At 58.3% G+C, this 22,706-nt stretch carries 29 protein-coding genes; 17 read left to right on the top strand and 12 right to left on the bottom strand.

From position 1 onward, the window contains the following. Nucleotides 1-62: 62 nt before the first annotated feature. The 5 genes from HB680_RS01010 to HB680_RS00990 all read right to left on the bottom strand — a co-directional run bounded on the left by HB680_RS01010 (nt 63) and on the right by HB680_RS00990 (nt 4,223). A complete protein-coding gene (locus tag HB680_RS01010; protein ID WP_213936742.1) occupies nt 63-1,460 on the bottom strand; it encodes a heavy metal sensor histidine kinase in 1,398 nt (465 codons plus the stop codon). After that, nucleotides 1,457-2,128, bottom strand: coding sequence for a heavy metal response regulator transcription factor (locus HB680_RS01005; RefSeq protein WP_054053013.1), 672 nt, complete (start codon nt 2,126-2,128; stop codon nt 1,457-1,459). The genes HB680_RS01010 and HB680_RS01005 overlap by 4 nt, the downstream gene beginning before the upstream one ends. Nucleotides 2,129-2,229: 101 nt before the next feature. Continuing rightward, nucleotides 2,230-2,487, bottom strand: a complete 258-nt coding sequence (locus HB680_RS01000) for a DUF2790 domain-containing protein (protein WP_213936741.1) — start codon at nt 2,485-2,487, stop codon at nt 2,230-2,232. Between the two features lie 133 nt (nt 2,488-2,620). Further along, nucleotides 2,621-3,391 carry an alpha/beta hydrolase gene (locus HB680_RS00995; RefSeq protein ID WP_213936740.1) on the bottom strand — a complete coding sequence of 257 codons (771 nt, stop codon included), beginning with the start codon at nt 3,389-3,391 and terminating at the stop codon, nt 2,621-2,623. 121 nt (nt 3,392-3,512) lie between these two features. Continuing rightward, on the bottom strand, nt 3,513-4,223 hold the full coding sequence (locus HB680_RS00990; protein ID WP_213936739.1) for an alpha/beta hydrolase: 711 nt from the start codon (nt 4,221-4,223) through the stop codon (nt 3,513-3,515). A 157-nt stretch (nt 4,224-4,380) separates the two neighbouring features. Between HB680_RS00990 and HB680_RS00985 the strand changes: the two genes are divergently transcribed. After that, nucleotides 4,381-4,836: a DUF2214 family protein gene (locus HB680_RS00985; protein ID WP_213936738.1), complete on the top strand. Its 456-nt coding sequence runs from the start codon at nt 4,381-4,383 to the stop codon at nt 4,834-4,836. A gap of 182 nt (nt 4,837-5,018) precedes the next feature. Here the strand turns inward: HB680_RS00985 and csrA are convergent, their stop codons facing one another. Continuing rightward, on the bottom strand, nt 5,019-5,210 hold the full coding sequence (gene csrA / locus HB680_RS00980; RefSeq protein ID WP_017337657.1) for a carbon storage regulator CsrA: 192 nt from the start codon (nt 5,208-5,210) through the stop codon (nt 5,019-5,021). A 249-nt stretch (nt 5,211-5,459) separates the two neighbouring features. On the opposite strand from csrA, the gene HB680_RS00975 reads away from it, so the two are divergent. Beyond that, a complete protein-coding gene (locus HB680_RS00975) occupies nt 5,460-5,837 on the top strand; it encodes an SPOR domain-containing protein (protein ID WP_213936737.1) in 378 nt (125 codons plus the stop codon). Between the two features lie 102 nt (nt 5,838-5,939). Next, a complete protein-coding gene (locus HB680_RS00970) occupies nt 5,940-6,842 on the top strand; it encodes a siderophore-interacting protein (protein ID WP_213936736.1) in 903 nt (300 codons plus the stop codon). 56 nt (nt 6,843-6,898) lie between these two features. On the opposite strand, the gene HB680_RS00965 is transcribed toward HB680_RS00970, so the two are convergent. The 3 genes from HB680_RS00965 to HB680_RS00955 form a co-directional block, all read right to left on the bottom strand. Further along, complete coding sequence (locus HB680_RS00965; RefSeq protein WP_213936735.1) at nt 6,899-7,588, bottom strand: endonuclease I family protein; 690 nt, start codon at nt 7,586-7,588, stop codon at nt 6,899-6,901. A 4-nt stretch (nt 7,589-7,592) separates the two neighbouring features. After that, complete coding sequence (locus HB680_RS00960) at nt 7,593-7,862, bottom strand: DUF1654 domain-containing protein (RefSeq protein ID WP_213936734.1); 270 nt, start codon at nt 7,860-7,862, stop codon at nt 7,593-7,595. 175 nt (nt 7,863-8,037) lie between these two features. Then, nucleotides 8,038-9,126, bottom strand: a complete 1,089-nt coding sequence (locus HB680_RS00955; protein ID WP_213936733.1) for an asparaginase — start codon at nt 9,124-9,126, stop codon at nt 8,038-8,040. Between the two features lie 345 nt (nt 9,127-9,471). On the opposite strand from HB680_RS00955, the gene HB680_RS00950 reads away from it, so the two are divergent. The 8 genes from HB680_RS00950 to HB680_RS00915 all read left to right on the top strand — a co-directional run bounded on the left by HB680_RS00950 (nt 9,472) and on the right by HB680_RS00915 (nt 17,119). Then, on the top strand, nt 9,472-9,933 hold the full coding sequence (locus tag HB680_RS00950) for a hypothetical protein (RefSeq protein WP_213936732.1): 462 nt from the start codon (nt 9,472-9,474) through the stop codon (nt 9,931-9,933). 197 nt (nt 9,934-10,130) lie between these two features. Beyond that, nucleotides 10,131-11,084 carry a sugar ABC transporter substrate-binding protein gene (locus HB680_RS00945; protein WP_213936731.1) on the top strand — a complete coding sequence of 318 codons (954 nt, stop codon included), beginning with the start codon at nt 10,131-10,133 and terminating at the stop codon, nt 11,082-11,084. Nucleotides 11,085-11,140: 56 nt separating this feature from the next. Further along, the gene (locus HB680_RS00940; protein ID WP_213936730.1) at nt 11,141-12,694 is read left to right on the top strand and encodes a sugar ABC transporter ATP-binding protein; all 1,554 of its coding nucleotides are present in this window, start codon (nt 11,141-11,143) and stop codon (nt 12,692-12,694) included. Continuing rightward, entirely contained in the window at nt 12,691-13,668 is a 978-nt protein-coding gene (locus HB680_RS00935; RefSeq protein WP_213936729.1) for an ABC transporter permease, read from the top strand. Before HB680_RS00940 ends, HB680_RS00935 begins: the two co-directional genes overlap by 4 nt. Nucleotides 13,669-13,671: 3 nt before the next feature. Beyond that, a complete protein-coding gene (locus HB680_RS00930; RefSeq protein WP_213936728.1) occupies nt 13,672-14,691 on the top strand; it encodes a LacI family DNA-binding transcriptional regulator in 1,020 nt (339 codons plus the stop codon). 36 nt (nt 14,692-14,727) lie between these two features. Further along, nucleotides 14,728-15,645: a ribokinase gene (gene rbsK, locus HB680_RS00925; RefSeq protein ID WP_213936727.1), complete on the top strand. Its 918-nt coding sequence runs from the start codon at nt 14,728-14,730 to the stop codon at nt 15,643-15,645. After that, nucleotides 15,642-16,046 carry a D-ribose pyranase gene (gene rbsD, locus HB680_RS00920; protein WP_213936726.1) on the top strand — a complete coding sequence of 135 codons (405 nt, stop codon included), beginning with the start codon at nt 15,642-15,644 and terminating at the stop codon, nt 16,044-16,046. The genes rbsK and rbsD overlap by 4 nt, the downstream gene beginning before the upstream one ends. A gap of 44 nt (nt 16,047-16,090) precedes the next feature. Continuing rightward, on the top strand, nt 16,091-17,119 hold the full coding sequence (locus HB680_RS00915; protein WP_213936725.1) for a nucleoside hydrolase: 1,029 nt from the start codon (nt 16,091-16,093) through the stop codon (nt 17,117-17,119). 33 nt (nt 17,120-17,152) lie between these two features. On the opposite strand, the gene HB680_RS00910 is transcribed toward HB680_RS00915, so the two are convergent. Continuing rightward, entirely contained in the window at nt 17,153-17,365 is a 213-nt protein-coding gene (locus tag HB680_RS00910; RefSeq protein ID WP_213936724.1) for a hypothetical protein, read from the bottom strand. A 132-nt stretch (nt 17,366-17,497) separates the two neighbouring features. Between HB680_RS00910 and HB680_RS00905 the strand changes: the two genes are divergently transcribed. Both HB680_RS00905 and HB680_RS00900 read left to right on the top strand, forming a co-directional pair. Further along, on the top strand, nt 17,498-17,803 hold the full coding sequence (locus HB680_RS00905; RefSeq protein ID WP_054053050.1) for a hypothetical protein: 306 nt from the start codon (nt 17,498-17,500) through the stop codon (nt 17,801-17,803). Between the two features lie 169 nt (nt 17,804-17,972). Next, nucleotides 17,973-18,293, top strand: a complete 321-nt coding sequence (locus tag HB680_RS00900) for an I78 family peptidase inhibitor (protein ID WP_213936723.1) — start codon at nt 17,973-17,975, stop codon at nt 18,291-18,293. Nucleotides 18,294-18,367: 74 nt separating this feature from the next. Here HB680_RS00900 and HB680_RS00895 read toward each other — a convergent pair whose 3' ends face one another. Further along, nucleotides 18,368-18,580, bottom strand: a complete 213-nt coding sequence (locus tag HB680_RS00895) for a cold-shock protein (RefSeq protein ID WP_003179963.1) — start codon at nt 18,578-18,580, stop codon at nt 18,368-18,370. Between the two features lie 292 nt (nt 18,581-18,872). Beyond that, on the bottom strand, nt 18,873-19,175 hold the full coding sequence (locus tag HB680_RS00890) for a hypothetical protein (RefSeq protein ID WP_213936722.1): 303 nt from the start codon (nt 19,173-19,175) through the stop codon (nt 18,873-18,875). Between the two features lie 374 nt (nt 19,176-19,549). On the opposite strand from HB680_RS00890, the gene thrS reads away from it, so the two are divergent. From thrS to rplT, 4 genes are read left to right on the top strand one after another with little or no spacing between them, the layout of a single operon-like run. Next, entirely contained in the window at nt 19,550-21,472 is a 1,923-nt protein-coding gene (thrS, locus tag HB680_RS00885; RefSeq protein ID WP_010455934.1) for a threonine--tRNA ligase, read from the top strand. After that, a complete protein-coding gene (gene infC, locus HB680_RS00880) occupies nt 21,472-22,023 on the top strand; it encodes a translation initiation factor IF-3 (RefSeq protein ID WP_169857083.1) in 552 nt (183 codons plus the stop codon). Before thrS ends, infC begins: the two co-directional genes overlap by 1 nt. Nucleotides 22,024-22,083: 60 nt before the next feature. Then, on the top strand, nt 22,084-22,278 hold the full coding sequence (gene rpmI / locus HB680_RS00875) for a 50S ribosomal protein L35 (protein WP_008145659.1): 195 nt from the start codon (nt 22,084-22,086) through the stop codon (nt 22,276-22,278). Nucleotides 22,279-22,305: 27 nt separating this feature from the next. Further along, entirely contained in the window at nt 22,306-22,662 is a 357-nt protein-coding gene (gene rplT / locus HB680_RS00870) for a 50S ribosomal protein L20 (RefSeq protein ID WP_007905879.1), read from the top strand. The last annotated feature ends 44 nt before the right edge of the window (nt 22,663-22,706 follow it).

The following is a 22,706-nucleotide window of genomic DNA, read 5'->3' as shown; positions in this document are numbered from 1 at the left end:
CTGGCTGTTCGCCAGTCATGCCGCAATCTGTTACTTAAATCGACAACTAAACACGATTATCCTTACAGTGCCCGCGCCGGAAAGAACAACTCAAAACACGTCACCCCATTCTCACTGGTGACGCCATACCGTCCGCTATGCAACTGCATAATCGTCGCCACAATCGATAACCCCAACCCGTTGGATTGCGCCGACCGTTCCCGCGACTCATCCACCCGATAAAACCGATCAAACAGCTTCGGCAGATGTTCCGGCTCAATGGTCGCGCCGTGATTGCTCACCCGCAAACGGATGCCCTCGGAAGAGGGTGTCGCACTCACCACCAGTTCTGAATCCGGCGCGCCATACTTGATGGCGTTCGAGCACAAGTTGGCCAACGCGCGTCGCAGCAACATCGGCTCGGCCCAGATCACGCCGCTACCATGAGCGTTGATACTGATCCCGACATCCGCCGCCAACCCTTCAAAGTAATCTGCCATGCGTTCCATTTCGTCCGCCGCGTCGAGTTCCTGGCGTTGGCGCAGGGCGCTGGCGGGGTCGGTTCGGGCGAGGAACAGCATGTTGTCGAGCATGCGCGCGAGGCGTTCGAGTTCTTCGACGTTGGAGGCAAGCAGTTGTTGGTAGGCTTCGACACTGCGGTTTTGCTGGAGGGCGACTTGGGTTTCGCCGAGCAGGTTGTTGATCGGGGTGCGCAGTTCGTGGGCCATGTCGGTGGAGACTTGGCCGAGCTGGACGAAGCCTTTGGCGAGGCGGTCGAGGACGCCGTTGAAGGCGTCGATCATCGGCTGCACTTCCAGCGGCGCGCCGTGGTTGTCGAGGCGTTCGGTGAGGTTGCCGACGCCGATGCCGTGGGCGTGTTTCGCCAGGCGGCGTAATGGCAGCAGCCCGCGATAAAGCAGCAAATAGCCGCAGAGTGCGAGCAATAGGGCGGCGACGCCGGCCAGCAGGTAAACGCGTATCCGGTAGTTGGCCAACACGCTGGTGCGTTCAGTCATCAACCGCCCGGCCACGACTTGCAGGCTGCCCAGGTCGCCGGAGTCGATGGTCGCCGCCAGCGCCGCGAAGGGCACACCGTCCACGCCGGAAAAGTGCTGTACGTCGGCCAGCACCAGCGGATGGTCCATGGTCACGGGCGACAAGTTTGGCAAGTCGAGTCTGCCGGGATTGACCACCAGCAACGGTTTTTGTCCGGCCGCGCCGATCACCAGCACCGATTCGCGGTTGCCGAGCATGTTCTGGAACAAGGCCGGTTTGCTCTTGATCAGGTCCAGGGTGTTGCTGTCATTCAGAAAGGTGCGCAGTTGATCGACCCGGGTGATCAGCGCGGCATCGTCTCGCCGGATCAACTCGCGCTCCAGTTCGCGATACAAACACACGCCCAGCGTGATCACAGAGGCAAATGCCAGCAAGGCAAACAACAGTGCCAGGCGCAGGGTCAGGGAGTGCGGTCGACGGTTCATGGCTGCGTATCAAAGCGATAGCCGATACCGCGCACGCTGTGGATCAGCTTGAGTTGGAACGGGTCGTCGACTTTCAGGCGCAAACGCCGCACCGCGACGTCCACCACATTGGTGTCGCTGTCGAAATTCATGTCCCACACCCGCGAGGCAATCAGCGAGCGCGACAGCACTTGACCTTGATGCGTGGCGAACAGGTGCAGCAGGGCGAATTCTTTGTTGGTCAGGGTGATCCGCACGCCGTCGCGGGTGATGCGACGTTTGAGCACGTCGATCTGCAGGTCGGCCACTTGCAGCTGTTCTTCTTCCCGGGACGGACCGCGTCGGGTCAGGGTGCGCAAGCGTGCGACCAGTTCGGCGAAGGAAAACGGTTTGATCAGGTAATCGTCGGCGCCCAGTTCCAGGCCTTTGATGCGGTCGGCGATGTCGTCGCGGGCACTGAGGAACAGCACCGGCGTATCGGCTTCCTTGCGCAAGCGCCGCAGCACTTCCCAGCCGTCCATTTTCGGCATCATCACGTCGAGCACGATGACGTCGAACGAGGTTTCCAGAGCCAGGTGCAAGCCGTCCACGCCATTGCGGGCCAGGCTGACCGAGTAACCGAGTTCCTGCAAGCCGTTGAGCAGGTAGTTGCCTGCCTTGGGCTCGTCTTCAACGACAAGGATGTTCATGGTCGGTGTCCGTAAAGAAATCATTGCGCCGTGAGGGGCGTGAGCCAGTGTAGCCCGATCATCTGCGTATGACGCGGGCCACACATCGTCGGCGCGCGCACTCAATTGTCGCTTGTGCAGCCGGAGCCTTCGACTTGGTAATCGAGTACGTGCTCCTGGCCGTTGTGGTCCAGATAGTCCAGCCGCGCAGGAATAATGCCGCACTGTTGTGAGATGTCGGTGCTGGACAGCACTTTCGCGACGTCCATGTGCACAAAGAAACCGGTCTTGTCATGAATCACTGGCGCCTGTGGCTGGGTATCGGCGAAAGCCGAGCCGGTGGCGAGGAGGGCGGCGAAACCGAGGATTAACATTTTCATGGTGTGTCTCTCTCTAATCTGGATGACGGTGGCTGCCGGTTGAGTGACTGGGCAGTGAGCTCAGGTTAACGAGGCGATCCGGACAGCCGACCAACAGTTGAATGACAAAGTTGTAATGCAATTCGGCCCGGGATTACGGCTGGCGGCCGGAGGCTTCGAGGATCAGGTCGGCGATTTCTTTCGAGTGGGAAACCAGCGACAGATGGCTCGACGGCAGCTCGATGGTGGTCGCGCCCATGCGCTTGGCGAGGAAGCGTTCCAGGTCCGGGTTGATGGTCTGGTCGAGGCTGGACACCGCGTACCACGAAGGTTTGGTATGCCACGCTGCGGCGGTGGTGCGTTCGCCAAACAGGGTTTTGGCGATCGGTTGTTGCACGGCGAACAGGGCCATGGCTTTGTCGTGGGGCACGTCACTGGCGAAGTACTTAAGGAAGGCGTCCTGTTTCAAGCTGACGTAGCCGTCGTGCTCTTCGGTGCCGGCCCGCACGGGCATGGTCGGGTACTTGCCGGAGAGGGCGACGAAATCTTCGCCGGCATCCGGGGCGCGGGCGGCGACGTAGACCAGGGAGCTGACCTTCGGATCCACCCCGGCTTCGCTGACCACGGTGCCGGCGTAGGAATGGCCTACCAGCACGGTCGGGCCGTCTTGTTGATCGAGTACGCGTTGAGTGGCCGCGACATCGTTGGCCACGGAAGTCAGCGGATTCTGCACGGCGGTGACGTGCAAACCGGCGGCTTGCAGACGAGTGATTACGTCGGACCAACTCGAACCATCAGCCCAGGAGCCGTGCACCAGCACGACGTTGTTAGCCTTCACGGGCGCAATGTTGCTAGCCATGGCGGAGCCGGTGCCGAGCATCATCAGGCTGGCGGCGATCAGGCAGAGTTTGTTCATTGGTTTCATGGTGTCGACCCTTGTCATCATCGGTGGAAGGCGAGCCACCCGGGTTGGGTAGCTGACGACGACACTGTATGAATCGAGGGTGCGACCTTCGCTGACAACTCAATGACAAAGTTGTAATGCGTTACGAGGTGTCAGTGGCTCGCAAAAACTCCATGACCTGGCGCGCGGCCTCATCGGGTACCGCCTGAAGCAGGCAGTGGGGCGCTTTCAAGTCGATCATCTGCACCTGCGGTTTTAGCCGGGCAATCCGCTCGGAGGCAGTCTTTGGCACCACCCGATCATCGGTGGCGCGCAGATAAACAGTCGGTACGTTCACTTGGGCCAGTTGCGTAGACACATCGACTTCTAGAACCGAACGCAGCCGTTCACGCATCACCGAGGGGTTGACCTGATTGATCGCACGACTCAGGGACGTGCGCAATGCGGCAGTAGAGAATCGACCGAGCAGCAATGGGCTGAGCCATCCGGCGGGCACGGCGCTCATCGGCAAAAGGTTGACCAGAAAGCGCAGAGGGTTGAACAGCGGCCGCGGGTTGCTGATAAACGTGCAGCAAAGCACCAGCCCGACCTGTTGCGGCAGGTGCAAAGCCGTCAGCGCGATAGCGATCGGTCCCGAGAAGGACTCGCCCAGCAACACGAACGGGCGATCGGTGGGCAGCGACGCTCTGGCAATCGCTTCCAGCTCGTCGTAACTCAACGGGATATCGCAGGGGTAAGTCACGACAACGATGTCGCAAGCGTGGTCCAGCGCCGACACGAAAGGCTTGAACAGTTCACTCGTTCCATCCATTCCCGGGAGCAGGACAAGTGTCGGCAAGTTTGATCGGTCCATGGGTTCCATCCTTGGTGAGCGCCTATTCTGGCCCATTTGGTTCACATCATGCTGGTCAGAATGGGCCTCTTTTTCTGTAGGCCACAGGCAGGCAGATCTCCAGGTTTTGGGCTACTACTGACAAGCCCTTTTCCATTTCCCTGTCAGGAGCATCCTTATGCTGTCTCACTGGTTTCTCGCGGCGATCCATCTCTTGGCGTTTGCCATGGGCCTTTGGGGTGTACTGACTCGGGGCACGGCATTAAGTCGCCTGGCCGCAGGCACGGCGCAGGTCCGCAACGTTTTGGTCGCCGATAACGTGTGGGGGATTTGCGCGGGGATTTTGCTGGTCACGGGGTTGCTGCGAGCTTTCGGCGGGTATGAAAAAGGCACTGACTATTACCTTCATCAGCCGCTGTTTCATCTCAAGATGACGCTGTTCGTGATCATTCTGTTGCTGGAGCTGGTGCCGATGATCACCTTGATCAAGTGGCGGATCGCCTTGAAGCGCGGCGCTGCGTTTGACCAGGGCAGGGCGAAGCTGTTCGCACGGATCAGTCATGTCGAAGCGCTGTTGATGATGCTCATGGTGATTGCGGCCACTGGCATGGCGCGGGGAGTGACCTTCGGATAGCGATACCTATTCGTCGGGGTTAAAGCGAATGGTCTGACAGCCAGGGCGTGGCCGAAGCCGGTAGTATTGGCTTCACGTAACAGGGAGGGGGAGGCGGCGGGTGCTCAACGAAATACCGAGCATGAATCTTTAGCCAGCCATTGCGCTGAAGCGAACGGGCTGGCTACTGACTGCAGCAGGATTCAGGGTTGTGGCTTGTCTGGAGCGGTCAGCCCAGCCTGAATGCGCTGATAGATCTCTTCGCGATGCACGGCAACGTCTTTAGGGGCGTTGATGCCAATCCGGACTTGCTGGCCGCTAACGCCCAGAATGGTAATGGTGATGTCATCACCGATGTTTATGCTTTCACCGACTTTGCGGGTGAGTATCAGCATGGTCTTCTCCTTGATTGCTTTGTAGGGCACCTGATTCAGACAGTGCAGAGGTCGGTGTAGTTATAGATTAGTGCGAAGTCTCACGGTTTGGGTGCCTCTTTCTGACGCGCAGATGCTGCATTAATTCCCAAGGCGTAACTATACAGAGGCCGCAACCATGATTCTCGTTGTTTTGTGCCCATTTTGCGGGACTCGGGAAGTATTCATGAATGCTAAAATCTGCGCTTTCGGCATTCAGAGGGAAACGTTGTGCGCAAAATGGCTTTGGTAATCGCAGTATTGGCGTTGGCAGGATGCGGTGAAGGGAAGGATGCGAGCGCGCAAAAGACGCCTTCTGCGACTGTTTCCGCACCGGCAACAACGCCCGCTGTCGCAACCGGTCCGCAATGGGATCTCGAAGTGCGCGGCGAAACAACCCAGGCGGTCAGCGACTTGAGCGGCTGGTTGATCGAGCATAGCTTCGTTTCCAATGTGGTCCGGGAAAACGGCAAGGATCGGATCCTGCTCGGACCGTTCGCTTCCAAAGCCGAGGCCGAGGCCCGGCAGGCAGATTTGAATGCGGCCCTGACTCGGGCGAAAAAGATGAACATCGAATCGTTGATCATCGAGCGTCCGGCGGCTCAGTAACCGCACAACGGTTCAGGCGCCGTTCAGCGGGGATTCTTAAAGGGTGTTCGCGGTGACTCGTATTTAAACGTAGTCACTGTCGATTCCCAGAAGGAACTCCCCATGGCCTCCACCAATCCTTACAAAATCTTCGACGCGGTCTTGCAGCGCAAGCAGACCCTGAGCCCGCACATGATGCGCGTCACCCTGGCCGGGCCAATGGTCACCGATATGGCGACTTGGGCGCCGGATCAGCGGGTGAAATTGTTCTTTCCCGCCGAGGATGGCTCGCCGGCCCGGCTTTCCCATGAAGATGGCTGGTACGCCCGTTACCGTTCAATGCCGGTGGCCCAGCGTCCGGCGATGCGCACCTACACCATCCGTCATTTGCGTGCCGAGCAGGGCGAAGTGGACATCGACTTTGTGTTGCACGGCGAAACCGGTCCGGCCTCCCGTTGGGCTATTCGATCGACACCCGGTGCCTCGATCCAGATCACCGCGCCGGATCGGCATTTTACGGCCCGTGACGCGGGCGGTTTTGAATGGAAGCCGCCACAAGCGCTCAAGCAATTGTTGCTGGTTGCCGATGCCACCGCATTACCGGCGGCACTCGGGATACTCGACGAGTTGGCGGTTCTTGATGAGCCGCCGGTAACCCTGGCCTTTTTTGAAGTCGATAGCAGGGAAGATGCGCTGCCGATTCCAGACTGGCCGGGGCTTTCGGTTGAATGGTTGATTCGCGACCATGCCAGCGCAGGATCGCTGATGGTCGAGGCGGTCCGGCGGGCGACCCTGCCGTCATACGCATCGAAAGCATCCGAAATGGTGGAGTTGGCGGAAGTCGATGTGGACGAGGAGATCCTCTGGGAAACCTCCGAGTCAGCCAGCGATGGATTCTATGGCTGGATCGCCGGCGAAACGGTCGAGGTGATGAGCCTGCGCAAGTACTTGATCAAGGAACGCGGCATTCCCCGGGAGTCGCTTAACCTGATGGGCTACTGGCGCTACAACAAAGTCGGCGGTTAGAACGAACACAGGCCTCGGGTTTTCATGCCCGAGGCCTTTGTGTTTTCAGCGCCGGTTCAACTGCAAGCTTTCATGTCTACCGGGCCGACAAACTCGTTGCCGCGCCCCATCACACACGCCACGCTCTGATTGCGCTGGCGCTCCCAGGTTTGCACCGGATAAGTCTTGTTCCAGGCTTCATACAGTTGGCGATCCTGTTTGGATAGCCGCAAACCGTACTGCTTGCTCATGTAGAAATACGTCCGCGCGATCATCCCGCGAATCGAAGGGCGGGGCATGACCTTCTTGGCCTTGAAGTCAACCTGGGTCAGGCACGAACCGTATTGCCCCGATTGCACCGGCAGCCAGCCAAAACTGAAATTGCTGCGGTCGCCGTTCACCTCACCGATGCTCGGCACCAGGTTGTGCAAGTCGGCTTCGGCTTTTTGATAGATCGGGTCGTAACGTGTGCAGTTCTTGCGCCCGCCCGACTGCCAGCACTGACGCTGATGGCCGATCTGCCAGGCCGGGACAATGTGTTCCCACTCGATACGGGCGGCCCGCTTGGCACTCTTGCGTGGCACATAACCACAGGCGGCGAGGTCGACCTTGTTGCCGGTGTATTTGCAGCCGCAATAAAACTCGGTGGATTGCGGTGCGTAGAGCTTCCAGGCGACTTTCTTGGCTTCGTTGAAGGTACGTGGGGCGCCAGCCTGGGCGCCCACGGCAATGAATAGAAACAGCAAAGCAAACCAGCGGACACTCATTGACTCAATCTTCCTTCGGCACAACCCAGAAAATCTGCACGCCGCCATCGTCGCGGTAGGCGAGGGTGACGTTATCGTTTTCGTCGATTTCTTCGAGCAACTGTTCCCATTCATCCACCGGTTCGTCCGGCAGGCGGAAAATCAATGCGGCTTTGGATTTTTGTGCGGTAGGGGAATTGATGATTTTTTGAACGCGCAGACCCATGCGTTCAAAGGAGCCGGGAGAGGCAGCGGTAGTGGCCACGGAATTATCCTTATTAAGCTGTACGGGCATACAGTATTTAACTGTAAGCTTTTTCGCAACTGCTTAAAATTCAAGAAAATCCTCTGACAGCGATTTTTTCCGTTTGGTGTAGGACCGTTGGCGTTTTTTTGTAGGAGGCGCCACTCACCCGAACGGGCAAGTGGCGCAAGCGGTGCCCGACCAGAAACGGTCGGGCGAGGGCGGATCAGTATTCCCAGAACATCCGTTGCAGCTCTTTACTGTCATTGGTCTTGGTCAACGCCACCATGGCCAGGATGCGTGCCTTCTGTGGGTTCAAGTCATGTGCCACGACCCAGTCGTACTTGTCGTCAGGCTGTTCGGCGTTACGCAGCACGAAACCGCCGGCGTTGACGTGGGACGAGCGGATGATTTGCACGCCGTCCTTGCGCAGGGCCTGCAGGGTTGGCACCACGCGCGACGACACCGAACCGTTGCCGGTGCCGGCGTGGATGATCGCTTTGGCGCCCGATTGCGCCAGGGCTTTGTAGGCAGTGTCGCTGACGTTGCCGTAGGAATAGGCGATTTCTACGTCAGGCAAGCTCTTGATGGTTTTGATGTCGAATTCCGAGTCCATGGTGTGGCGCTTGGCTGGCAGGCGGAACCAGTAGGACTTGCCTTCGACGACCATGCCCAGCGGGCCCCAGGCACTTTTGAAGGCCTCGGTCTTGATGTTGATCATTTTGCTGACGTCGCGACCGGACTGGATTTCATCGTTCATGGTCACCAGCACGCCTTTGCTGCGCGCTTCTTTGCTGCTGGCCACGGCCACGGCGTTGTACAGGTTCAGCATGCCGTCGGCGGACATCGCGGTGCCCGGACGCATGGAGCCGACCACGATGATCGGTTTGTCGGTTTTTTCCACCAGGTTCAGGAAGTAGGCGGTTTCTTCCAGGGTGTCGGTGCCGTGGGTGATGACGATGCCATCCACGTCTTTGCTGTCGGCCAATTCCGCCACGCGGCGACCGAGTTGCAACAGGTTGTCGTTGGTGATGCTTTCAGAAGCAATCTGCATGACTTGTTCGCCACGCACGTTAGCCAATTGGCTGAGTTCCGGCACGCCGGCGATCAGTTGCTCGATACCGACTTTGGCGGCCTGATAGGTGGCACTGTTGGCCGCGCTGGCGCCAGCGCCGGCAATGGTGCCGCCGGTGGCCAGGATCACCACGTTCGCCAGTTTCTGTTGGGTCTCGACTTCTTTCGCCTGAAGGGCGGTGGGCAGGAGCAGCAGGAGGGCCAAAGCGCCCGGAATAAAGGTGTTGAATGCAGATTTCATTATTTTCTCTCTAGTAGTGACGGTGCTGATGCAAGTTCATCTAGATACGCCCCTGGCCGATCTGAATGCCGGGGGTGCACGAGAAGGAGCAGGATCTGTACCAGCCCTACTTTGAACGAGAGAAAACTTTAAGCTTATGATTTATATCAGTATTTATGTCGGTTGAAATGAAGTTAAACAACCCGTTGTCCGGGTTTCCGAATACGTTGAGTATTTACGTTCGGTTCTCCGAAAGGGCCTACGATCCTTGTTGATTAGTTACCTTGCCGGATTTCGAATCAGTGCTAAAGAAAACACCGCGCCGGTCGATGGTTCTCTAAAGGGATCTTTCTTTCAGGAGTTCACATGTCGTTATCAGTCGGTCTTCCCAACGCCGCAGGTGTCACCATCGGCGGTAAGTCCGCTGCCACGATCCGCGCGTTGAACGATGCTACGCAAGCCGAGGCAGCCAAAGCGCTGGGCACTCAAGAAGACGACGGCAAGGTAGTCAAGACTGGCCCGGTGGGGTTGGATAAAAACGCCGATACAAAAGCCGCAGACGAGGCCGTTAGCAATCAGAGCGCCGCGGTGAAAATCCTGCTCAAGCGCATGCAAGAGTTGCAGCAGCAACTGCGCGAGCAACAGCAACAACTGGCCGCCGCCCAAGCGGCGTCCTATCCGACACCGGAAGCCAAGTCGACGGCGGTCATGGCGATTCAAGGGCAGATCGCCGAAACCAACGGCGCGCTGCTGGAAGTGTCCGCCGCGCTGGTCAAGGAATTGTCCAAGGGTGCCAGCACCGGAACGATGGTCAACACCACGGCGTGATGTGAATACTCCGCTTTTGCTGGCCGAGTACACAAAATGGTCGATTCTGCTCGTTGACAAATCCCGGCAGGGTTCGCATAGTTCGGTCTACGCAAACGTTTGCGCGGCAGCCATGATGGCTCGTTCCATCGGGAATGCCACGTAGCCTACGCTAGCGCAAGCGTTGCTCACAATAATCATAAGATCGGAGTGAACCCATGAAGCTGCCATTCGCTGGACGTCTTCTCGCTGTCGCTATGCTGGCTGCCGCATCCGCCGCTTTGCCCCTCTCTTCGGCGTTCGCCGATACTGAAAAACCTAAAGTCGCCCTGGTCATGAAATCCCTGGCCAACGAATTCTTCCTGACCATGGAAGACGGCGCCAAGGCCTACCAGAAAGATCACTCCGCCGATTTCGACCTGATCTCCAACGGCATCAAGGACGAAACGGACACCGCTGGCCAGACCCGCATCGTCGAGCAAATGATCCTGGCCAAGGTCAACGCGCTGGTTATCGCGCCGGCTGACTCCAAGGCCATGGTGCCGGTGATCAAGAAAGCCGTCGATGCCGGTATTACCGTGATCAACATCGACAACCAGCTTGATCCAGCCGTCGTCAAAAGCAAAAACATCACCGTACCCTTCGTAGGCCCGGATAACCGCAAAGGCGCGCGTCTGGTAGGCGAGTACCTGGCCAAGCAACTGAAGGCCGGTGACGAAGTCGGCATCATTGAAGGCGTGTCCACCACGACCAATGCCCAGGCGCGTACTGCGGGCTTCAAGGATGCGATGGAAGCCGCGAACATCAAAGTGGTGTCTGTGCAATCCGGTGACTGGGAAATCGATAAAGGCAACAAGGTTGCCGCCTCGATTCTCAGCGAATACCCGGATGTCAAAGCCCTGCTGGCCGGTAACGACAGCATGGCCGTCGGCGTTGTTTCCGCGGTCCGTGCCGCGGGCAAGGCTGGCAAGGTGCAAGTGGTCGGTTATGACAACATCAACGCCATCAAGCCGATGCTCAAGGACGGCCGTGTGCTGGCCACCGCTGACCAGTTTGCCGCCAAGCAAGCCGTGTTCGGTATCGAGACTGCGCTGAAAATCATCAAGGGCGAGAAAGTCGACAGCGGCACCAACGGCGTAATCGAAACTCCGGTAGAGCTGGTTACCAAGTAGTCCTTCTGGCGACACAACGGCGCTCGCCCGTCCGGGCGAGCGCATGGAGAGTTTTTATGTCAGTTTCCGCCCCGAACGCTGTCCTCTCGGTCAGCGGTATCGGTAAGACCTATGCCCAACCGGTCCTGACCGGCATCGACCTGACGCTGATGCGCGGTGAAGTGCTGGCGTTGACCGGCGAGAACGGCGCCGGCAAAAGCACCCTGTCGAAAATCATCGGCGGGTTGGTCACGCCGACCACCGGCCAGATGCAATTCCAGGGTCAGGAATACCGCCCCGGCAGCCGCACCCAGGCTGAAGACCTGGGCATCCGCATGGTCATGCAAGAACTCAATCTGTTGCCGACCCTGTCGGTGGCGGAAAACCTGTTTCTCGACAACCTGCCGAGCAGTGGTGGCTGGATCAGCCGCAAACAACTGCGCAAGGCGGCGATCGAGGCGATGGCTCAGGTTGGCCTGGATGCGATTGACCCGGACACCCTGGTCGGCGAATTGGGCATCGGCCACCAGCAAATGGTCGAGATCGCCCGCAACCTGATCGGCGACTGCCATGTGCTGATCCTCGATGAACCCACCGCGATGCTGACGGCGCGGGAAGTCGAGATGCTGTTCGAACAGATCACTCGCCTGCAAGCTCGCGGCGTGTCGATCATCTACATTTCCCACCGCCTCGAAGAACTGGCACGGGTGGCCCAGCGCATTGCAGTTTTGCGTGATGGCAACCTGGTCTGCGTCGAGCCGATGGCCAATTACAACAGCGAGCAACTGGTCACCCTGATGGTGGGCCGAGAGCTCGGCGAGCACATGGACCTGGGCCCGCGCAACATCGGGGCGCCGGCTTTGACGGTTAAAGGACTGACCCGTTCCGACAAGGTGCGCGACGTGTCTTTCGAAGTGCGCGCCGGTGAGATCTACGGTATTTCCGGGCTGATCGGGGCAGGGCGCACCGAGTTGCTGCGCTTGATCTTCGGCGCCGATACCCCGGACAGCGGCACGGTCGCGTTGGGTTCCCCGGCCAAAGTCGTGAGTATTCGCTCGCCGGCCGACGCGGTGGGCCACGGTATCGCCCTGATCACCGAGGACCGCAAAGGCGAAGGCTTGCTGCTGACCCAGTCGATCAGCGCCAACATCGCCCTGGGCAACATGCCGGTGATTTCCAGTGCGGGCGTGGTCAACAACACTGACGAGATGGCCCTGGCCCAGCGTCAGATCAACGCCATGCGCATCCGCAGCTCCAGCCCGACGCAATTGGTGTCCGAACTGTCCGGCGGCAACCAGCAGAAAGTCGTGATCGGCCGCTGGCTGGAGCGCGATTGTTCGGTGATGTTGTTCGATGAACCGACCCGCGGTATCGACGTCGGTGCCAAGTTCGACATTTATGCGTTGCTCGGCGAATTGACGCGCCAAGGCAAAGCGCTGGTGGTGGTGTCCAGTGACCTGCGGGAACTGATGCTGATCTGCGACCGGATCGGCGTGTTGTCGGCGGGACGCCTGATCGACACATTCGAGCGCGACAGCTGGACCCAGGATGATTTGCTTGCCGCCGCTTTTGCCGGCTACCAAAAACGTGATGCGTTGCTCAACGAAGCAGCGCCTAGGGATCTTCCATGAAAACTGCAACGTCTGCCGGTAAACGTAGTGGCAATTTTTACGGCCTCGGCACCTACCTGGGCCTGGCCGGTGCCTTGCTGGCGATGGTCGCGCTGTTCTCGATCCTGAGCAGCCATTTTCTGTCGTACGACACCTTCAGTACCCTGGCCAACCAGATCCCGGATTTGATGGTGCTGGCGGTCGGCATGACCTTTGTGCTGATCATCGGCGGCATCGACCTGTCGGTCGGTTCGGTGCTGGCGCTCGCGGCCTCGGCGGTCAGCGTGGCGATTCTCGGCTGGGGCTGGAGCGTCTTGCCGGCAGCCTTGCTTGGCATGGCGGTAGCGGCACTGGCCGGAACCATCACCGGCTCGATCACCGTGGCCTGGCGGATCCCGTCGTTCATCGTGTCCCTCGGCGTGCTGGAAATGGCCCGTGGCCTGGCGTATCAGATGACCGGCTCGCGCACGGCCTACATCGGTGACGCCTTCGCCTGGCTGTCCAACCCGATCGCCTTCGGCATTTCGCCGTCGTTCATCATTGCCTTTGTGATCATCATCGCCGCCCAGGCAGTATTGACCCGTACCGTGTTTGGCCGTTACCTGATCGGCATCGGCACCAACGAAGAAGCGGTGCGTCTGGCAGGCATCAATCCAAAGCCCTACAAGATTCTGGTGTTCAGCCTGATGGGCCTGTTGGCCGGTATCGCTGCGTTGTTCCAGATTTCCCGTCTGGAAGCCGCCGACCCGAATGCCGGTTCCGGCCTGGAGCTGCAAGTGATCGCTGCCGTGGTCATCGGCGGGACCAGCCTGATGGGCGGCCGTGGTTCGGTCATCAGTACATTCTTCGGTGTGTTGATCATCTCGGTATTGGCGGCCGGCCTGGCGCAGATCGGTGCGACCGAACCAACCAAGCGCATCATCACCGGTGCGGTTATCGTGGTGGCGGTGGTGCTGGATACTTATCGCAGTCAGCGCGCAAGCCGGCGGACCTGATTCATGGCAACGATCAAGGATGTGGCGGCACTTGCAGGAATTTCCTACACCACGGTGTCCCACGTGGTGAACAAGACGCGCCCGGTCAGTGAAGAAGTGCGGGTGAAAGTCGAGGCGGCGATCAAAAGCCTCGACTACGTACCCAGCGCCGTCGCGCGTTCGTTGAAAGCCAAAACCACGGCGACCATCGGTTTGCTGGTGCCCAACAGCCTCAACCCATACTTCGCCGAGCTGGCCCGGGGCATCGAGGATTACTGCGAGCGTAACGGCTACTGCGTGATCCTCTGCAACTCCGACGACAACCCGGACAAGCAGCGCAGCTATTTAAGGGTGCTGCTGGAAAAACGCATCGACGGCTTGATCGTGGCCTCGGCCGGTGGCGATGCCGTGCTCGCTGAAGGCTTGGCGGGCGTGCGCACGCCGATGGTGATTGTCGACCGCGGGCTGGAAGGCGTGAATGCCGATCTGGTGCGCATCGACCATGAATACGGCGCTTACCTGGCGACACGACATTTACTGGAACTGGGTCATCGGGACATCGCCACCATCGGCGGGCCGGCGGATACCAGCGTGGCGCAAATGCGTCTGGCCGGTTATTGCCGGGCGTTGAAAGAGGCGGGCGTTGAAGTGCCGCGCGAACGCATGCTGGAAAGCGACTTCACCAGCACCGGCGGTTACAGTGCGGCGGCGATCTTGCTGGAGAAGAACCCGCCCAGCGCGATTTTCGCCGGTAACGACATGATCGGCATCGGTGTGCTGCGAGCAGCCGCCGAGCGCAATATTCGCGTACCCACCGAGTTATCGGTAATTGGCTTCGATGACATTCAGATGAGCCGTTATGTCTACCCGGCGCTAACCACCGTGGGCCAGTCGATCCTGCAACTGGGCGAGATGGCCGCCGAAGTGTTGTTGCGCCGGATTGCCACCCCGAGCCTGGCCACCGATCAACGTATCGTGACCCCCAGCATTGTCTTGCGAGAGTCGACTGCGCCGCTGGCCGGTGTGTTCTCCGAATTCCGCTGAAAGCACCGCAGAAACCGAATTAATGAGTAGTGACGTATGCCAGCAAAAGTAGTGGTAATAGGCAGCCTGAACATGGACCTGGTGACCCGGGCGCCACGGCTGCCCCGTGGCGGTGAAACGCTGATCGGTCAGTCGTTTGCCACGGTCTCCGGCGGCAAGGGTGCGAACCAGGCCGTGGCCGCCGCACGACTGGGAGCGCAGGTGTCGATGGTCGGCTGCGTCGGCACCGATGCCTATGGTCAGGAACTGCGCGGGGCGCTGTTGGCCGAGAAGATTGATTGCCAAGCGGTCAGCATCGTCAATGGCGCCAGTGGCGTGGCCTTGATCGTGGTCGATGACAACAGTCAGAACGCGATCGTGATTGTCGCCGGTGCCAACGGTGCGCTGACGCCTGAGGTGATCGACCGTTTCGACGCGGTGTTGCAAGCCGCAGACGTGATCATCTGTCAGCTGGAAGTGCCAGACGCCACGGTCGGCCATGCGCTCAAGCGCGGTCGTGAACTGGGCAAGACTGTGATCCTCAACCCGGCGCCAGCCAGTCGTCCGTTGCCGGCGGATTGGTATGCAGCCATCGACTACCTGATCCCCAACGAAAGCGAAGCCTCGGCCCTGAGCGGATTGCCGGTGGACTCCCTGGAAACCGCCGAAACGGCTGCCACCCGATTGATCGGCATGGGCGCCGCAAAAGTGATCATCACTCTCGGTGCCCAAGGATCGCTATTTGCCGACGGCACAGGCTTCCAGCATTTCCCGGCGCCGACCGTGAAAGCCGTTGATACGACGGCGGCGGGTGACACCTTTGTTGGCGGTTTCGCCGCAGCATTGGCGTCCGGCAAAAGCGAGGCCGAGGCGATTCGTTTCGGTCAGGTCGCTGCGGCGCTGTCGGTCACTCGTGCCGGTGCCCAGCCTTCGATTCCTACCTTGTTCGACGTACAGGCTTTTAAAACCCCATGAAAAAGACTCCTTTGCTCAATGTCGCGCTGTCGCGGCTGATCGCGTCCCTCGGCCATGGCGACATGGTAGTAATCGGCGATGCCGGTCTGCCGGTGCCGCCGGGCGTTGAACTGATCGACCTGGCCCTGACCCACGGCATTCCGGATTTCGTCAGCACCTTGAAAGTGGTGCTCAGCGAAATGCAGGTCGAAAGCCATGTGCTCGCTCAGGAGATCCTGGACAAACAACCGACGGCCCTGACGACCCTGGATCAGCTGAGTGCCGAAGGCGCTTTGGGCCGCCGTGAGCTGCTCAGCCATGAGCAATTCAAAGTCCTCAGCCGACAGGCGCGGGCGATTGTTCGTACAGGCGAATGTTCGCCGTACTGCAACATCGTGCTGGTGTCCGGGGTGACGTTCTAACTCGCTGTATCTTTTTCTGCTTTCCCACGCACAAGGAGTGCGCTATGCACCGCTATGCTCAGAAACTGCATCATCTGCTCCGGAGTCTGCTGCTTTTGTCCCTGATTACCGCAACAAGCGCCCAGGCGGCGGAAAAGATCGACTTGATCATCGACACTGACCCGGGTGCCGACGACGTCGTTGCCTTGCTGTTTGCCCTGGCCTCGCCGGAAGAACTGAACATTCGCGCGCTGACTACCGTGGCGGGCAACGTGCGTCTGGACAAGACCTCGCGTAATGCGCGGCTGGCCCGTGAGTGGGCAGGGCGGGAAGAGGTGCCGGTCTACGCGGGCGCGCCGAAACCGCTGATGCGCACGCCGATCTACGCCGAGAACATCCATGGCAAGGAAGGTTTGTCGGGTGTCACCGTGCATGAGCCGAAGAAAGGTCTGGCCGAGGGCAATGCGGTCAATTACCTGATCGACACCTTGAAAGAAGCCAAACCCCACAGCATCACCATCGCCATGCTCGGTCCGCAGACCAACCTGGCCCTGGCGCTGATCCAGGAACCTGAAATCGTTCAGGGCATCAAGGAAGTGGTGATCATGGGCGGTGCGCACTTCAATGGCGGCAACATCACCCCGGTGGCCGAGTTCAACCTGTTCGCGGACCCACAGGCCGCGGAAGTGGTGCTCAAGAGCGGCGTGAAACTGACCTACTTGCCGCTGGACGTGACCCACAAGATCCTCACCAGCGACGCGCGCCTGAAGCAGATCGCCGCGCTTAACAACAATGCCGGCAAGATCGTGGGCGATATTCTGAATGAATACGTCAAAGGCGACATGGAGCACTACGGCATCCCGGGTGGCCCGGTGCATGACGCCACCGTCATCGCTTACCTGCTGAAGCCGGAGCTGTTCACCGGTCGTTCGGTCAACGTGGCGATCGACAGCCGCGAAGGCATTACGTTTGGCCAGACCGTCGTCGATTGGTATGACGGCCTGAAAGCACCGAAGAATGCTTTCTGGGTCGAGAATGGTGATGCCCAGGGTTTCTTCGACCTGCTGACCCAGCGTCTGGCGCGTCTGAAGTAAGCGGTATACCCGCAGGTGCCAGCCTGCGGGTTTTTATTCCCTGCCTGAATCCACCACGCCGAGGTAGTCAGTCGGGTATTTTTCGAATACCTGGGCGATGAACGACTGCGCGGCTTGCGTTCCCAGTTCCTTGACCAACAGATCGATCCCAATGATTGCCAGTTCTTCTGGGCTGCCGGGGCTGTAAGAACTGTGTCCCTGTGCCCACTTGGCTTTGATGTCGGCGTCGATGCTTAGGGTGGTCATGATGTCGCTCGTGAAGTCGGGAAAGTCTGAGTACCGAGTTAACCATTTTGCGCGGCGTTTGGCACTCCGACTTAGGCATGAGAGGAGGGCTATGCGACACTTGGTCTTTGATGGATTTTCAAGGACCGCGCTGTGCAGATCGATTTGAACACCCCTGACGGTTTGACCCTTGAGGCCGTGCGCCAGTTGTTGGCCTCCGCCAGCGACGACGAGCACACCCAGTTGCGGGTGACCAAGGCTGGCATCGCTTATATTTCATCGGGCGTTGTTGGCGGCACCGACATCGGTGGCCTGCTGTTTCGTCTGGAGACGTGGGCCAAGGGCTCGGGTTATGTAGGATTGGTCGCCGCCAGTGATGAGGTCTGGGTCATGCAGATCTTCAATGCATTGAAAGAGAACTGGCCGACGCCACCGTTCGACTACATCGACATCTACTGATGTGCTGTTCATATTCAGTCACGATTGCGTGATGAACGACGGGACGGCGCTCAGGCAAACTTGCTGATTGTTCAGGTAGCGGGGGCAGATTGATAGCGCTGCCTGTGAAACCAAAGGCCGGATTGGCGGTCGCACGAACTCAGCTTAACTATTGAAAGAAGGAGGCTTCATGCCTTGGAAGCTCGCGTCATTGGGTACTTTGTTGGCCGTTGCCATGCTGGCCGGTTGCAGCACTCCCTCCACCGAGTCGGCAGCAAAGGACCCTGTGGTGACCGACACCGGCCACAGCCGTTGTGATTCAGAAGCGGCGCAATTCACCATCGGCAAAAAGGCCTCGCCCGAACTGCTGGAGCAGGCTCGTAATCGCACAGGCGCGCAGAACGCCCGGATCCTCAAGCCCAACGACATGGTGACCCTGGAGTACCGCTCCGATCGCCTGAACCTGAACACCGATGACAACCTGGTGATCACGCGCGTCAACTGCGGCTGATCGCTGGGCCGCTTTTTGTTTCGCCCATAAAAAACCCCGTCACATGGACGGGGTTTTTTTAGTGCGCCAGAAACTTACTCTGGGCGAACTTGTGCAGCTTGCATACCCTTTTGGCCTTTCTCAGCCACGAAGGAAACGGTCTGGCCTTCTTTCAGGCTTTTGAAACCGTCGCTTTCGATAGCTTTGAAGTGTACGAACAGGTCGTCACCGCCACCTTGAGGAGTGATGAAGCCGAAGCCTTTTTCATCGTTGAACCATTTAACGGTGCCGGTTTGGCGATTAGACATGGTGTATCTCCAAGAAACATATATTTTCAGTAGTACTGTGCTGCTCAGGCCAACTGGGCACACGGGACTATCATAGTCGAAATGTACGGTTTGGGAGCCCCCCGGAGGGGTTGTTTGCCAAACAGTCGTGCTTTCTTTGCTGCCTGATTCGGCTGAAAGCCCCGTTTTAAAAGGGTTTCAGCCGAAAGTAAAGACGATAAAAAAAGCTGTAAAACCTGCATAAATTGTACGAAAAAGCGCTTTTTGGAGGCTTTTCACTGGCTGGCGGGGCCTTCAAAGCGTCTTTTTGGGCTTATTTTTTCGCCTTGTTATCGGCCTTGCAGGCCGAAATCTGGGTCAGTGCTTTTTGTTTCAGGGCATCACTGGCCTTGTTGTCCATCAACGCCTGGATGTCGCTGGCCGGGTACGATTTGATCGCGTCGGCGCCACAGGCACAGTGAGCCTTGGCTGCAGCGGCACCGATCTGTGGGGTGGCTGCCTGGGTGCACTGAGCCATGTATTTCTCGCGCTCGCCCTTTGGCCAGTCTGCGTGTGCGGCCAGTGGCAGCAACAGGACGATGGGGGCGACTACAGCGAACAAACGATTCAGACGCATGCTGGGATGCTCCTTGTGGGTCAATGTCTTGTTATCTGAGGGGTAAAGCGGCGTTCAAGTTCAGCACTCTGGCATAAAATCACTTGATTTACCCCAGCAGAAAACCTCTCTACCGCGACGACCGTTCATCTGTGCTAGCATGCCTCGCTCGGGCTTTTGCGGGCTCCGGATGACCTTTGGTCCCGGTAGCGGCAGAGGCGCGAATAACCCTGATTTGAATCCCAGTCACTCTGGTTCGGTTTTCCGGTTGGCCGCAAGGCTCCTGCCGCTGTAAGGCAGGCGTTCGTTATTGAATGGCCTGGATCGGATCTTGTACTGGCTCATCCCAACCCACGTGACCTTTGGTAGGGGTCACCACTAGGAGAGGAGGCGCCATGCCAACTATTACTCTTCCCGACGGCAGTCAACGTTCATTCGATCACCCGGTTTCCGTAGCCGAGGTCGCCGCATCCATTGGTGCTGGCCTGGCCAAAGCCACCGTGGCTGGCAAGGTCAATGGCAAGCTGGTTGACGCCAGCGACATCATCGACAGCGATTCCACGCTGCAAATCATTACGCCAAAGGATGAAGAGGGGCTGGAGATCATTCGCCACTCTTGCGCCCACCTGGTTGGCCACGCGGTCAAGCAGCTGTACCCGACGGCCAAGATGGTCATCGGCCCGGTCATCGACGAAGGCTTCTATTACGACATCGCCTTCGAACGTCCTTTTACTCCGGACGACCTGGCCGCCATCGAACAGCGCATGCAACAGCTGATCGAAAAAGATTACGACGTGATCAAGAAAGTCACTCCGCGCGCCGAAGTGATCGAAGTGTTCAAGGCCCGTGGCGAAGACTACAAGTTGCGCCTGGTCGAGGACATGCCGAACGAGCAGGCCATGGGCCTGTACTATCACGAAGAATACGTCGACATGTGCCGCGGTCCGCACGTGCCGAACACCCGCTTCCTGAAATCCTTCAAGCTGACCAAGTTGTCCGGCGCCTACTGGCGTGGCGATGCCAAGAACGAGCAATTGCAGCGCGTCTACGGCACCGCCTGGGCTGACAAGAAGCAGCTGGCGGCTTACATCCAGCGCATCGAAGAAGCTGAAAAGCGCGATCACCGCAAGATCGGCAAGCGCCTGGGCCTGTTCCACACCCAGGAAGAGTCGCCGGGCATGGTCTTCTGGCACCCGAACGGCTGGACCCTGTACCAAGTGCTCGAGCAGTACATGCGCAAGGTTCAACGCGACAATGGCTACCTGGAGATCAAGACTCCGCAAGTCGTTGACCGCAGCCTGTGGGAGAAATCCGGGCACTGGGCCAACTACGCCGACAACATGTTCACCACACAGTCGGAAAACCGCGATTACGCCATCAAGCCGATGAACTGCCCTTGCCACGTGCAAGTGTTCAACCAAGGCCTGAAGAGCTACCGCGAGTTGCCGATGCGTCTGGCTGAATTCGGTGCTTGCCACCGTAACGAGCCATCGGGTGCCTTGCACGGCATCATGCGCGTGCGTGCATTTACTCAGGACGACGCCCACATCTTCTGCACCGAAGAGCAGATGCAGGCCGAATCCGCTGCGTTTATCAAGTTGACCATGGACGTTTATGCCGACTTCGGCTTTAAAGACGTCGAGATGAAGCTGTCCACTCGTCCGGAAAAACGCGTCGGTTCCGACGAGCTGTGGGATCGCGCTGAAGCTGCATTGGCTGCAGCCCTTGATAGCGCAGGCTTGCCGTATGATTTGCAGCCGGGCGAAGGTGCGTTCTACGGTCCGAAGATCGAATTCTCGCTGAAAGATTGCCTCGGCCGCGTCTGGCAGTGTGGTACCCTTCAGCTCGATTTTAATCTGCCTGTCCGTCTGGGAGCCGAATACGTCTCCGAAGACAACAGTCGCAAGCACCCGGTTATGTTGCACCGGGCGATCCTGGGCTCCTTCGAACGTTTTGTCGGAATCCTGATCGAGCACTACGAGGGTGCGTTCCCTGCGTGGCTGGCTCCGACCCAGGCAGTGATCATGAATATCACTGATAAACAGGCTGATTTCGCCGCTGAGGTTGAAAAAACTCTCAACGAAAGCGGATTTCGTGCCAAGTCTGACTTGAGAAATGAAAAGATCGGCTTTAAAATCCGCGAGCATACTTTGCTCAAGGTTCCTTATCTCTTGGTTATCGGAGATCGGGAAGTCGAGATGCAGACTGTCGCTGTGCGTACTCGTGAAGGTGCTGACCTGGGCTCGATGCCCGTCGCCCAATTCGCTGAGTTCCTCGCTCAAGCGGTTTCCCGGCGTGGTCGCCCAGATTCGGAGTAATTACTATTAAGCGTGAAATGAGACAAGATAAACGAGCTGCACCGAAAGCCCCGATCAACGAGAATATCTCGGCACGCGAGGTTCGGTTAATTGGGGCTGAGGGTGAGCAGCTTGGGATTGTGTCAATTGAAGACGCGCTTCTTAAGGCTGAAGAGGCCAAACTGGATCTGGTGGAAATTTCCGCCGATGCAGTACCCCCTGTTTGCAAACTGATGGACTACGGCAAATCTATCTTCGAAAAGAAGAAGCAGATTGCCGCTGCCAAGAAAAACCAGAAGCAGATCCAGGTTAAAGAAATCAAGTTTCGTCCAGGGACGGAGGAAGGGGATTACCAGGTAAAACTGCGCAACCTGGTACGTTTCCTGAGTGATGGGGACAGGGCCAAGGTATCCTTGCGATTCCGCGGCCGTGAGATGGCCCACCAGGAGCTGGGGATGGAACTCCTCAAGCGAGTTGAAGGTGACTTGCTCGAGTACGGTTCGGTCGAACAGCATCCTAAGATGGAAGGACGCCAGCTGATCATGGTCATCGCCCCGAAAAAGAAGAAGTAATCAATAGGGCACGGCAGGCCTTCTGATTATGTTTATCAACTGAATGCGGAGTATCCGAACATGCCAAAAATGAAAACTAAAAGTGGTGCTGCTAAGCGGTTTCTGAAAACTGCTAACGGTATCAAGCACAAGCACGCTTTCAAGAGCCACATCCTGACTAAAATGTCGACCAAGCGTAAGCGTCAACTGCGCGGTAGCAGCTTGCTGGCACCGTGTGACGTGGCAAAAGTCGAGCGCATGCTGCGCCTTCGTTAATTTAGTCAAGAATAGAGGAAGTAACTCATGGCTCGTGTAAAGCGTGGCGTCATTGCCCGTAAACGTCACAAAAAAATTCTGAAACTTGCTAAAGGCTACTACGGCGCTCGCTCGCGCGTATTCCGTGTTGCCAAGCAAGCGGTAATCAAGGCAGGCCAATACGCCTACCGTGACCGTCGTCAGAAAAAACGTCAGTTCCGCGCTCTGTGGATCGCTCGTATCAACGCTGGTGCACGTATCAACGGTCTGTCCTACAGCCGTTTCATCGCCGGCCTGAAAAAAGCGTCCATCGAGATCGACCGTAAGGTTCTGGCTGATCTGGCAGTGAACGAAAAAGCGGCGTTTGCTGCGATTGTCGAGAAAGCTAAAGCCACCTTGGCTTAAGTACCCCCGACAGTCACCCGGCCTCACCTCTGTGGGGCCAGGTG

It is taken from the genome of Pseudomonas sp. dw_612 (assembly GCF_018449725.1).
Lineage (GTDB): Bacteria > Pseudomonadota > Gammaproteobacteria > Pseudomonadales > Pseudomonadaceae > Aquipseudomonas.
The sequence above is the reverse complement of the archived record's forward strand: the minus strand, read 5'-3'. Positions and strand labels throughout refer to the sequence as shown.

Coding starts and splice junctions, on each gene's coding strand:
- HB680_RS00895 (WP_003179963.1), bottom strand. CDS start 18,580: ATGTCTAATCGCCAAACCGGCACCGTTAAATGGTTCAACGATGAAAAA.
- HB680_RS00900 (WP_213936723.1), top strand. CDS start 17,973: ATGCCTTGGAAGCTCGCGTCATTGGGTACTTTGTTGGCCGTTGCCATG.
- HB680_RS00935 (WP_213936729.1), top strand. CDS start 12,691: ATGAAAACTGCAACGTCTGCCGGTAAACGTAGTGGCAATTTTTACGGC.
- HB680_RS00990 (WP_213936739.1), bottom strand. CDS start 4,223: ATGGACCGATCAAACTTGCCGACACTTGTCCTGCTCCCGGGAATGGAT.
- HB680_RS01005 (WP_054053013.1), bottom strand. CDS start 2,128: ATGAACATCCTTGTCGTTGAAGACGAGCCCAAGGCAGGCAACTACCTG.
- HB680_RS00950 (WP_213936732.1), top strand. CDS start 9,472: ATGTCGTTATCAGTCGGTCTTCCCAACGCCGCAGGTGTCACCATCGGC.
- HB680_RS00945 (WP_213936731.1), top strand. CDS start 10,131: ATGAAGCTGCCATTCGCTGGACGTCTTCTCGCTGTCGCTATGCTGGCT.
- rplT (WP_007905879.1), top strand. CDS start 22,306: ATGGCTCGTGTAAAGCGTGGCGTCATTGCCCGTAAACGTCACAAAAAA.
- HB680_RS00995 (WP_213936740.1), bottom strand. CDS start 3,391: ATGAAACCAATGAACAAACTCTGCCTGATCGCCGCCAGCCTGATGATG.
- HB680_RS00970 (WP_213936736.1), top strand. CDS start 5,940: ATGGCCTCCACCAATCCTTACAAAATCTTCGACGCGGTCTTGCAGCGC.
- HB680_RS00985 (WP_213936738.1), top strand. CDS start 4,381: ATGCTGTCTCACTGGTTTCTCGCGGCGATCCATCTCTTGGCGTTTGCC.
- HB680_RS01010 (WP_213936742.1), bottom strand. CDS start 1,460: ATGAACCGTCGACCGCACTCCCTGACCCTGCGCCTGGCACTGTTGTTT.
- HB680_RS00915 (WP_213936725.1), top strand. CDS start 16,091: ATGCACCGCTATGCTCAGAAACTGCATCATCTGCTCCGGAGTCTGCTG.
- rbsK (WP_213936727.1), top strand. CDS start 14,728: ATGCCAGCAAAAGTAGTGGTAATAGGCAGCCTGAACATGGACCTGGTG.
- HB680_RS00910 (WP_213936724.1), bottom strand. CDS start 17,365: ATGACCACCCTAAGCATCGACGCCGACATCAAAGCCAAGTGGGCACAG.
- HB680_RS00960 (WP_213936734.1), bottom strand. CDS start 7,862: ATGCCCGTACAGCTTAATAAGGATAATTCCGTGGCCACTACCGCTGCC.
- rbsD (WP_213936726.1), top strand. CDS start 15,642: ATGAAAAAGACTCCTTTGCTCAATGTCGCGCTGTCGCGGCTGATCGCG.
- HB680_RS00890 (WP_213936722.1), bottom strand. CDS start 19,175: ATGCGTCTGAATCGTTTGTTCGCTGTAGTCGCCCCCATCGTCCTGTTG.
- rpmI (WP_008145659.1), top strand. CDS start 22,084: ATGCCAAAAATGAAAACTAAAAGTGGTGCTGCTAAGCGGTTTCTGAAA.
- HB680_RS00930 (WP_213936728.1), top strand. CDS start 13,672: ATGGCAACGATCAAGGATGTGGCGGCACTTGCAGGAATTTCCTACACC.
- HB680_RS01000 (WP_213936741.1), bottom strand. CDS start 2,487: ATGAAAATGTTAATCCTCGGTTTCGCCGCCCTCCTCGCCACCGGCTCG.
- HB680_RS00965 (WP_213936735.1), bottom strand. CDS start 7,588: ATGAGTGTCCGCTGGTTTGCTTTGCTGTTTCTATTCATTGCCGTGGGC.
- HB680_RS00940 (WP_213936730.1), top strand. CDS start 11,141: ATGTCAGTTTCCGCCCCGAACGCTGTCCTCTCGGTCAGCGGTATCGGT.
- HB680_RS00955 (WP_213936733.1), bottom strand. CDS start 9,126: ATGAAATCTGCATTCAACACCTTTATTCCGGGCGCTTTGGCCCTCCTG.
- thrS (WP_010455934.1), top strand. CDS start 19,550: ATGCCAACTATTACTCTTCCCGACGGCAGTCAACGTTCATTCGATCAC.
- csrA (WP_017337657.1), bottom strand. CDS start 5,210: ATGCTGATACTCACCCGCAAAGTCGGTGAAAGCATAAACATCGGTGAT.